Source organism: Frankia sp. CeRuru1 (assembly GCF_977966315.1).
Genome location: NZ_CDWWEW010000233.1, coordinates 1 through 8,328 on the forward strand (window position 1 = coordinate 1; position 8,328 = coordinate 8,328).

Annotated in this window: 8 protein-coding genes and 1 pseudogene; 6 read left to right on the forward strand and 3 right to left on the reverse strand. The window is 67.9% G+C overall.

All coding sequences use genetic code 11. The features are described from left to right. The coding region (locus AC08OP_RS16210) for an IS30 family transposase (RefSeq protein WP_476614966.1) at positions 1-562 on the forward strand (562 nt) is incomplete at its 5' end. Between the two features lie 369 nt (positions 563-931). Here AC08OP_RS16210 and pcp read toward each other — a convergent pair. Next, positions 932-1,621 (reverse strand): annotated as a pseudogene (gene pcp / locus AC08OP_RS16215) (pyroglutamyl-peptidase I); the annotation flags it as partial. 277 nt (positions 1,622-1,898) lie between these two features. Here pcp and AC08OP_RS16220 point away from each other — a divergent pair. The 4 genes from AC08OP_RS16220 to AC08OP_RS16235 all read left to right on the forward strand — a co-directional run bounded on the left by AC08OP_RS16220 (position 1,899) and on the right by AC08OP_RS16235 (position 5,518). Beyond that, positions 1,899-2,228, forward strand: a complete 330-nt coding sequence (locus AC08OP_RS16220) for a PadR family transcriptional regulator (protein ID WP_476614967.1) — start codon at positions 1,899-1,901, stop codon at positions 2,226-2,228. A 13-nt stretch (positions 2,229-2,241) separates the two neighbouring features. Beyond that, entirely contained in the window at positions 2,242-3,099 is an 858-nt protein-coding gene (locus AC08OP_RS16225) for a pentapeptide repeat-containing protein (RefSeq protein WP_476614968.1), read from the forward strand. A 151-nt stretch (positions 3,100-3,250) separates the two neighbouring features. Further along, positions 3,251-4,627, forward strand: a complete 1,377-nt coding sequence (locus tag AC08OP_RS16230) for an IS701 family transposase (protein WP_476614969.1) — start codon at positions 3,251-3,253, stop codon at positions 4,625-4,627. A 93-nt stretch (positions 4,628-4,720) separates the two neighbouring features. Continuing rightward, a complete protein-coding gene (locus AC08OP_RS16235; protein WP_476614970.1) occupies positions 4,721-5,518 on the forward strand; it encodes an alpha/beta fold hydrolase in 798 nt (265 codons plus the stop codon). A 141-nt stretch (positions 5,519-5,659) separates the two neighbouring features. Here the strand turns inward: AC08OP_RS16235 and AC08OP_RS16240 are convergent, their stop codons facing one another. Together AC08OP_RS16240 and AC08OP_RS16245 are read right to left on the reverse strand one after the other, a co-directional pair. Further along, on the reverse strand, positions 5,660-6,304 hold the full coding sequence (locus AC08OP_RS16240; RefSeq protein WP_476614971.1) for an FMN-binding negative transcriptional regulator: 645 nt from the start codon (positions 6,302-6,304) through the stop codon (positions 5,660-5,662). Positions 6,305-6,346: 42 nt separating this feature from the next. Beyond that, positions 6,347-6,736, reverse strand: coding sequence for a hypothetical protein (locus AC08OP_RS16245; protein WP_476614972.1), 390 nt, complete (start codon positions 6,734-6,736; stop codon positions 6,347-6,349). A 91-nt stretch (positions 6,737-6,827) separates the two neighbouring features. On the opposite strand from AC08OP_RS16245, the gene AC08OP_RS16250 reads away from it, so the two are divergent. Beyond that, positions 6,828-8,328 (forward strand): IS1634 family transposase (locus AC08OP_RS16250; RefSeq protein ID WP_476614973.1); only part of this gene is annotated, 1,501 nt, incomplete at its 3' end.

Consider the following 8,328-nt stretch of genomic DNA (forward strand, 5'->3'; position numbering starts at 1 on the left):
TCGGTCCCGGCCGGCGGTGGCCCGTGGCCAGATCGTCGACATGGTCAACATCAGCGAACGGCCGAAGGAGGCTGACGACCGCGCGGTTCCCGGTTTCTGGGAGGGCGACCTCATCATCGGGAAGGGCAACAAATCGCAGATCGCGACGCTGGTGGAGCGTACCACCCGGTTCGTCATGCTGGTGCGTATCCCCTACGACCGCAACGCGGAGAAGGTCGCCTACCTGCTGGCCAGGAAGATGGAGACCCTTCCCGAGTTCCTTCGTAACAGCGTGACCTGGGACCAGGGGAAGGAGATGGCTCGCCACGCCGACTTCACCGTCCGGACCGGGATGCCGGTGTACTTCTGCGATCCGCATTCACCGTGGCAGCGTGGCTCGAACGAGAACACCAACGGGCTTCTCCGCCAGTATTTCCCGAAAGGCACCGACCTGTCCTTGCATACTCAGGACGAACTCGATAAGGTAGCCGCACAGCTGAACGGAAGGCCACGCAAGACGTTGGACTGGGCGACACCCGTCGAAGTTCTCAGCGATCTGCTGGCAAAGCATGTGTCGCCATGACCGCTTGATTCCGCCGATCTCAAGGGCCTCCCCGAGGACGACGTCCGCAAGGTGATGGGCGGAAACCTCGCCTCCCTCCTCCACGTCACGGCATAGAAGGCCTCGCCAGGACACTCGCTCGACCATCGCGCGCCCTCCACCTGGTCGAGGGTGCGGGTCGGGCCCGAACCCACCGGCGACCGGCCTGACGCCGGCCCCCATGGGCCGGCGTCTCAGCCTTTCCCGTCGCCTTCCTCGTCGTCCCCGCGCCGACGAAGCACTCGCCCGGGAACCCCGGCCGGGAGCCTGCCCGTCACCGATCGGGACCGGTCGGTCGCCGCACTGGCCAGGCCGCCGCGTCTGGCCAGTGCACCAGCGCCTGAGCGCCGCCAGGACAGCGACCCGGACCCCGGCCACCGACGTCGCCAGCGCCATGCTCGGAGCACCGAGATTGATATCCGGTGCGGCCACCTCCGGGAGGTGGGGTAGGTGAATCCACCCGACGCGGGGCGGGAGGTCGTGGGTCGCGACGTATCGCAGCACGCCGTACATGAGGTGGTCGCACATCAGCGTGCCGGGCGCGTCGGAGATGTCGGCGGGCATGCCCGCCTGGCGCATCGCCAGGACCATCGCGCGCAGCGGAAGGGTTGACCAGTACGCCACCGGACCGTCCGGATCGGTGAGGTCGTCCTCCAGCACTCGGCCGCCATTGTCGGCCACCCCGTAGCGGGCGGAGTCGTTGAGGTTCTGGGCGATGCGCTCGACCGTGATCATCGATCGTCCGCCCTACTCGCCCAGCATCACGACGAGATCCGGGGCGGTCCGGTCAATAGCGCCGGTGACGACGTCGATGCAGTCGAACCATCTGCTCGGTACGACCAGCCCGGTGATCAGCGCATCGCCGATCTTCGTGCCGTCGAGCGCCTCGGCGACGCCCTGCGCCGGGTTGACCGGTGTTGTGCCGTAGCGCTCGAAGCCGGACACCAGCACCTTCGTCATGCGTCTCGCCCCCGTCCTCGCCCGGCCCAGCGGTGGCGCGGACGCCCGCGCTGGCCGCGGACGCGGCGCTGCCCGGCGCATCCGCGGGCACTGCGGCGGGCACGCCGGCCGTCAGCCGAGCGAACGTGACGCCGTCGCCCGGCGAAGGCGGCCGCCCGCCCCACGGCAGCCTAGTGCCGGGAACGCGCGTCAGCGACCCGCAACCCGCGGGGCAGTCGGCGAGACCCGCGGCCCACGGGACTGGTGCGGGACGATTGCCACGATCAGCGAGCTACCACTGCTAGCCCACTACCACCATCGCCCAACTACCTTGCCTGTCACAGTACTCTGAGCTACAGTGTTCCACGGAGGTGCGGTCATGAGCACGAGCAAGGTCACATCCGATCTACTGCGCGGCAACACGGACACGATGATCTTGCGATTGCTCACCGAATCGGACCGCTACGGCTACGAGATCGTCAAGCTAGTCGCCGAACGCTCCCACGGCGAATACGAACTCAAAGAAGCCACGATGTACTCGAGCGTTCGCCGCCTGGAGGCCGACGGCGACATCACCTGGTACTGGGGCGACGAAACGCAGGGCGGACGCCGCAAATACTTCCGGATCACCGAGAAGGGCAGGTCCACCTACACACGGAACAAGAGCAACTGGGAATACGCGAAGCGCGTGCTGGACACACTGCTGTGAAGAGACGGGAACGATGAACGAGAAGCTGCGTGAATACGTGGACGGCGTCTTCGCCCCCTACGAGGACACGAAGAGCATCAGCGAACTCAAGGCGGACCTGCTGGCGGACCTGCAGGAGCGGTTCCGTGAGCTCCGGGCCGCGGGACGGGACGACGCGACCGCACTGGAGGAGACCATCGACAGCATCGGCGACATCGAGCACACCGTGCAGGAGGTGTCCAATCTCTCCCGCGTGCTCGAGCGGCAGATGGTGACGCGCTTCGATGCGCGTGACCTGCAGGGAAGCGACTTCGCGCGGGTCGCCGCGCGGGACGGAAGGTTCGAGAAGAGCGCGCTGCGCGCCTCCGACTTCTCGAACGCCGATCTCAGCGGCAGCTCGTTCAGGTACAGCGACCTGACGGACTCGAACTTCGACGGCGCGAATCTGACCGACGCGAACCTGTCGACATCCGTTCTGGCACGCGCCAGTTTTCGCCGGACGGTTCTGGTACGCACCAACCTCAGTATGTCCGAACTTGCCGGGGCCAGGTTCGTCGACACCGTGCTCACCGACGTCGGACTGCGGAAGACGGACCTGAGGAACACCGTTCTCGAGGGCTGCACCTTCACCGGTGTGGACTTCTCCTACGCCGACCTGCGTGGCCTCGATCTGGACGGAGCGACCTTCACCAGCGTGCGGTTCGACATGGCGGCGCTCGGTGGCGTCACGTTCCGGGGCGCGACGCTGCTCGACACGTCCTTCCGCGCGTCGAGCAGGAAGTACCGCGCCGCCATCCGCACCGTGATCTTCGACGGAGCGCGGATGGACAAGCTGACCTACTCCGGCCTCAAGACCCTCGGGGCGAATCTGGCCAACGTCACCGTCGTCTAGTACTACAGGAACAGTGATCGCCGCGTGGTCTCTTCTCGGGAGGGCGGTGTGGCGGGAGGTGTAGGGCGGCCACCGCGTGGTTCTCCGTGGTTTTGTGAGAATCAACGGAGGCGCCGCGGTGGCCGCGGCCGACAGCATATCGGGGGTAGACGTGTCGGAGTGGGATGCGGGGCTCGAGGAGCTGTTCGGCCGCATCGCGGGCTGTTTCCCGAACGATCAGCCGAGGGCACAGGCCCGGGCGTATGTGGCGGGGCTGTTGTCTCGGACGGAGCGGAAGAACGGTTGGACACTCGCGGAGTTCAACGGGGATCCCGGGCCGCAGAAGATGAAACGATTGTTGAACGAGTACTCCTGGAACGCGGACGCGGTACGTGACGTGGCCGCCGGATATGTGGCCGAGAACCTGGCCGAGCTGGACGGGGTACTCGTCGTGGACGAGACGGGGTTTTTGAAGAAAGGCAGCCGTTCGGCCGGGGTTCAGCGGCAGTACTCCGGCACGGCGGGCCGTGTCGAGAACTGTCAGATCGGGGTGTTCGCCGCCTATGTTTCCGGGAAAGGTCGGGCTTTCGTCGACCGCGAACTTTACCTTCCAGCAAGCTGGATTGACGATCGGGCGCGCTGTGAGGTGGCAGGGGTGCCGCGGCGCGTCGGGTTCGCGACGAAGCCCCTGCTGGCCCTGGACATGATCCGCCGGTTCCGGCTGGCCTGCCCCACGTTGCGCTGGGTCGCCGGCGACGAGGCCTACGGCGCCGATCCGGAACTGCGGGACTGGCTGGAAGAACACCAGATCGGCTTCGTCCTCGGCGTTCGGTGCGATGCGGAGGTCAGCACCGCTGTCGGTCGCCGCCGCGTCGACACGCTTGCCGCGCTCGTCCCCGCCGAGGCATGGGAGACCTACTCTGCCGCCGACGGATCGAAAGGCCCACGACTCTACGACTGGGCGCTGGTCGACACGACCGACCGGGCCGGCTTCGAGAATCGACAACGCCAGGTCCTTATCCGCCGCGGCCGAGACCAGAAACACGAACTCGCGTTCTTCCTGACGCACAGCCCGACGCCGGTTCCGCTCGCGACCCTGGTCACTGTCGCCGGTCGCCGCTGGGGAATCGAGGAATGCTTCCAGTCGGGAAAGAACGAGGTCGGCCTCGACCACTACCAGGTCCGGCTCTACCACGCCTGGTACCGGCACATCACCCTCGCGATGCTCGCCCACGCCTGGCTTGCCGTCACCGCGGCGAAAAGCCGCACCGATACCTCGACCGGGACGCAGGCGACCACCGCCGTCGGCTACGACCGTCTCTCCCACGGCATTCCCATCCCTGATCAGGCAGCCCCGGACAGCACCACAATGATCCCGTTCAGCCTCAACGAGATCCGTCACCTCATCGCGCTACTACGCGAGGAGAAACTGCCGGACACGCTCATCACCTGGTGGTCAAACTGGCGCCGACACCACCAGGCAACCGCCCGCCATTATCACTTCCTCCGACGCATCCACGCCGCACAGCCAGTCGCCACCCCGACCTGACTCCAACCGACACCACGACCAGATCACTGTTCCTGTAGTACTAGGCGGGCCCGACGCCCGCACTGGTGACGACGTTTCAGAGAAAGGCACACCGTGACCACCAAGCAATCCGTCTGGACCGGCATGGTTACGGTCGACGACACCGCGCTGTACGTGACCGACACCGGTGGACCTGGTCGTCCTGTGGTCTACCTCAACGGCTCGTACGCCGACCAGTCGCACTGGCGGCACGTCATCGCCGCGCTCGGCGGCGACTATCGGCACATCGCCTACGACGAACGCGCCCGCGGGAGGTCCCAACGCTCGGCCGACTATTCGTTCGAGGCGTGCATCCGGGATCTGGACGCCGTCCTCAGGGCGCGGGCTGTGGACCGGCCGATTCTGGTCGGCTGGTCCTACGGCGCGCTGATCGCCGTGCACTGGGCTGATCGGAATCCGGACCGCGTCGAGGGCGTGGTCTCCGTCGACGGCGCCGTTCCGTACGGAATCATCGGCGCCGCCGCCCGGAAACGGATCCGGAAGCTGTTCCGCCGGATGCGTCCGCTGTTTCCGATCGCCAGCCGGCTGGGTCTGGCCGCGCGGATGACCGCCGGCCAGCACGCCGAGGTGAACATCGAGAGCAACGAGATCTCCGCCACCCTCGCGCCGGTCCTTGACCGCGTGACCTGCCCGGTCCGATTCATCCTGGCCACAGGCGCCCACCTCGGCGCGGGCCAGGAGGAGATGGAACGGGCGCGGGCCGCGCTCGACCCGGTCCTTGCCCGCAACTCGAACCTCCAGGTCAGCGCGAGAGTCGCGAGCAACCACAGCAAGATCCTGCGGAAGGACTCCGCCGCCGTCGCCAGGGCGGTCCGTGAGCTGGCCCGGGTCCGCGGCCACGCCGTCGGCTGAGCCCCACGGTGGACGACGTACCCGTCAGCCGGGTGGCACACGGGCGCGCCTGAGGGCGCCGCGGGAATCCGGTTGATGTGTTCGCCGGCGGGGTCCGCACATCGCGTACCAGGGTGTGGACCCCGCCGGCCGGGGAGCCCGCTACGGCAGACGGCCCATGAGTGCGGCGGTCTGGGCGTGCCGGGTGCAGCCACGCCCGGCGAACGACTGCAGGACGCGGTCACGGATCTCGGGGCGCTGTTCCTGGCTGAGTTTGAACATTCCCTCGGCGGTGGTCACCCTGACCCGGAATGCGCCCACCCCGGACACGATCTGGCGGAAATAGCCGATGGATTCGCTCATGTCCCAGCTGTGCCCGAACTCCTTCTCGAACGCCCGCACCGTCGCCTGCACGACGCCCAGCGTCTCCTCCGTCGACTCGATCCTCTCCACTGTGCCGTGCACGTGCACCGAGGTGAAGTTCCAGGTCGGGGCGGCCGGCGTCACGTCGTAGACGGTGGGTGAGACGTAGGCGTGTGGTCCGGTGAACATCAGAGTGATGACCGTCCCGGTGTCCAGCGCCGCCCAGTGCGGGTTGGCCCGGTTCAGGTGGCCCAGCAGCGGGGTGCCGGCCAGGTCCGGGGCGAATGATCCCTCCCAGCGGGGGTCGGTGATGACCGGGAGGTGGGTGGCGAACGGCCCGTCGGCGGGAGCTCCGTTGCTGACCATCAGCGCCAACGGATTTCCGCGCATCAGATCGACCATCCAGGTAACGTCCGGTTCCCGGTAGTGGCTGGGGACGAACATGCGGTACTCACCTTTCAGGATGGGACGCGAACAGTACCCGGCCTATCCGGGCCGCGTGGCGCCGCGAATTCCGCGGGCGTTCGACGAAACCGTCATGCTGTTCTGCCCCGCACGCCGGGAGATGATCGATTCGGTGATCTCACCGCTTCGTACAGCGATGTTCGACAGCAGCGAGGAAGTCAGGCCGTGCGTGTGCTCGGTGCCACCCTGAAGATAGATTCCGCACCGCATTTCGGGGTCGGTGACGACGCGGTAGTCCCGCTCCACCCGGTAGCGGCCCGCCTCGTCGCGCAGGCAGTACCGGTCGAGATCGCCCAGCAGGCCCGTGGGCTCCATCGCGCTGTAGCCGGTCGCGCAGACGAGGGCGTCGAAGTCGAGTTCGCCCACCTCGGCGTCGGGGCCCATCTGAAGGGAGACGCGGGTCTCCTGCACTCCGCACGTTCATGCGGTGTGCTGATGGTGTGACTTCTTGATCGGACAGGGTGATGATCACCCTGGTGTGTGATGCATCCGATCTGGCACGGTGCAGAGCGTGCTGGCGACCGCCGAACTGGGCTACGGCCCCCCGAGCCTGGAGAAGTTCCTCGGCTCGCTGCCGGTCATCCGTGACCTGTTAGCCCGCCTCGACCTGGTCGCCGTCATCGACCGGCTCTGCCCGATCCAGGAGAACAAGGCCCGCCACACTCATGGCGAGGTCATCGCCATGCTGGTCGCCAACCGGCTGACCTCCCCGACCCCGCTGGTCCGGGTCGAGGACTGGGGCGAGAGGTGGGCCGTCCTGGAGATCTTCGGGATCGAGCCGGACGCGCTCAACGATGACCGATGCGGCCGGGCGTTGGAGGCGCTGGCCGAGCAGGCCGACGCCGTCGTCGGCGCGATCGCCGCGCGGGCGATCGCGGTGTTCGGCCTCGACGTCTCCGAGATCCACTGGGACCTGACCAGCATGTCCGTGTTCGGGGCCTACGACCGCGCCGACCCCGCCTACGCGACCCCGAAACCCGGCCACCCGAAGGACCACCGCTTCGACCTCAAGCAGGTGCAGGCAGGCTTCGCAACCTGCGCCGACGGCGCGGTCTCGCTGCTGACCCGCGTCTACGACGGCGGCGCTGCCGAGGTCTCGCAGGTGGAGGGCGCGTTGCGGGCCCTGCGTGAGCTCGCCGGGCCGCGCCGGTTCCTGCTCGTCGGCGACAGCAAGCTCGTCTCCTACACGAACCTGACCGCGATCGACGCGGCCGGCGCCACCTTCGTCGCCCCGGCCCCGCGGACCATCGTCGGGCTGGCCGCGCTCGCAGCGCACGACCCGGCCACCGCGACGATCGTCGACTGGGCGCCCCAGCGCGAGAAGGACAAGCTGTTCCACCAGCGCGACGTCCACCGGGTCGTCGAGGGATCCACGACCCTGCGCGGCCCGAAGGCCACCGACCCGCCGTTCACGACGCGCACCGTGTACTCCCACTCGGCCCGCCGTGCCGCGGCGTCCGCGGCCAGCCGGCAGAAACAGATCGACAAGGCACGCGCCGCGCTCGTCGTGCTGCACCGCAACCTCGGCACCCACTACTACCGCGACGAGGCCGCCGTCCACGCCCGCATCGAGAAGATCACCGCCGAGTGCCGGGTCGGGGCGTGGCTGCGCACCCACGTCGACACCAACCCCGACACCGGCACACCACTGCTGACCTGGTACTTCGACGAGGCGGCCCTGGACCTGGCGGCGAAGGCCGACGGCTGGTTCGCGCTCCTGACAAACCAGAGCATCGAGGAGAAGGACGCCGCCGGGGTCTTCGTCGACGACAAGGGCCAGGAAGCCTCCGAACGGCGCAACAGCGCGTTCAAGGGCCCCCTCGCGGTCAACCCGTTCTACCTGGAGAACAACCAGCGGATCCACGGGCTCCTGCACGTCGTCGGCCTGGCGCTGCTGCTGTTCTCGCTGATCGAACGCGAGGCCCGCCGCGCCGCCGGCCCGACCGGGACGGTCGCCGGCCTCTACGCCCGCCGCCCGGCCAGGCCCACCGGCCGCCTCATCC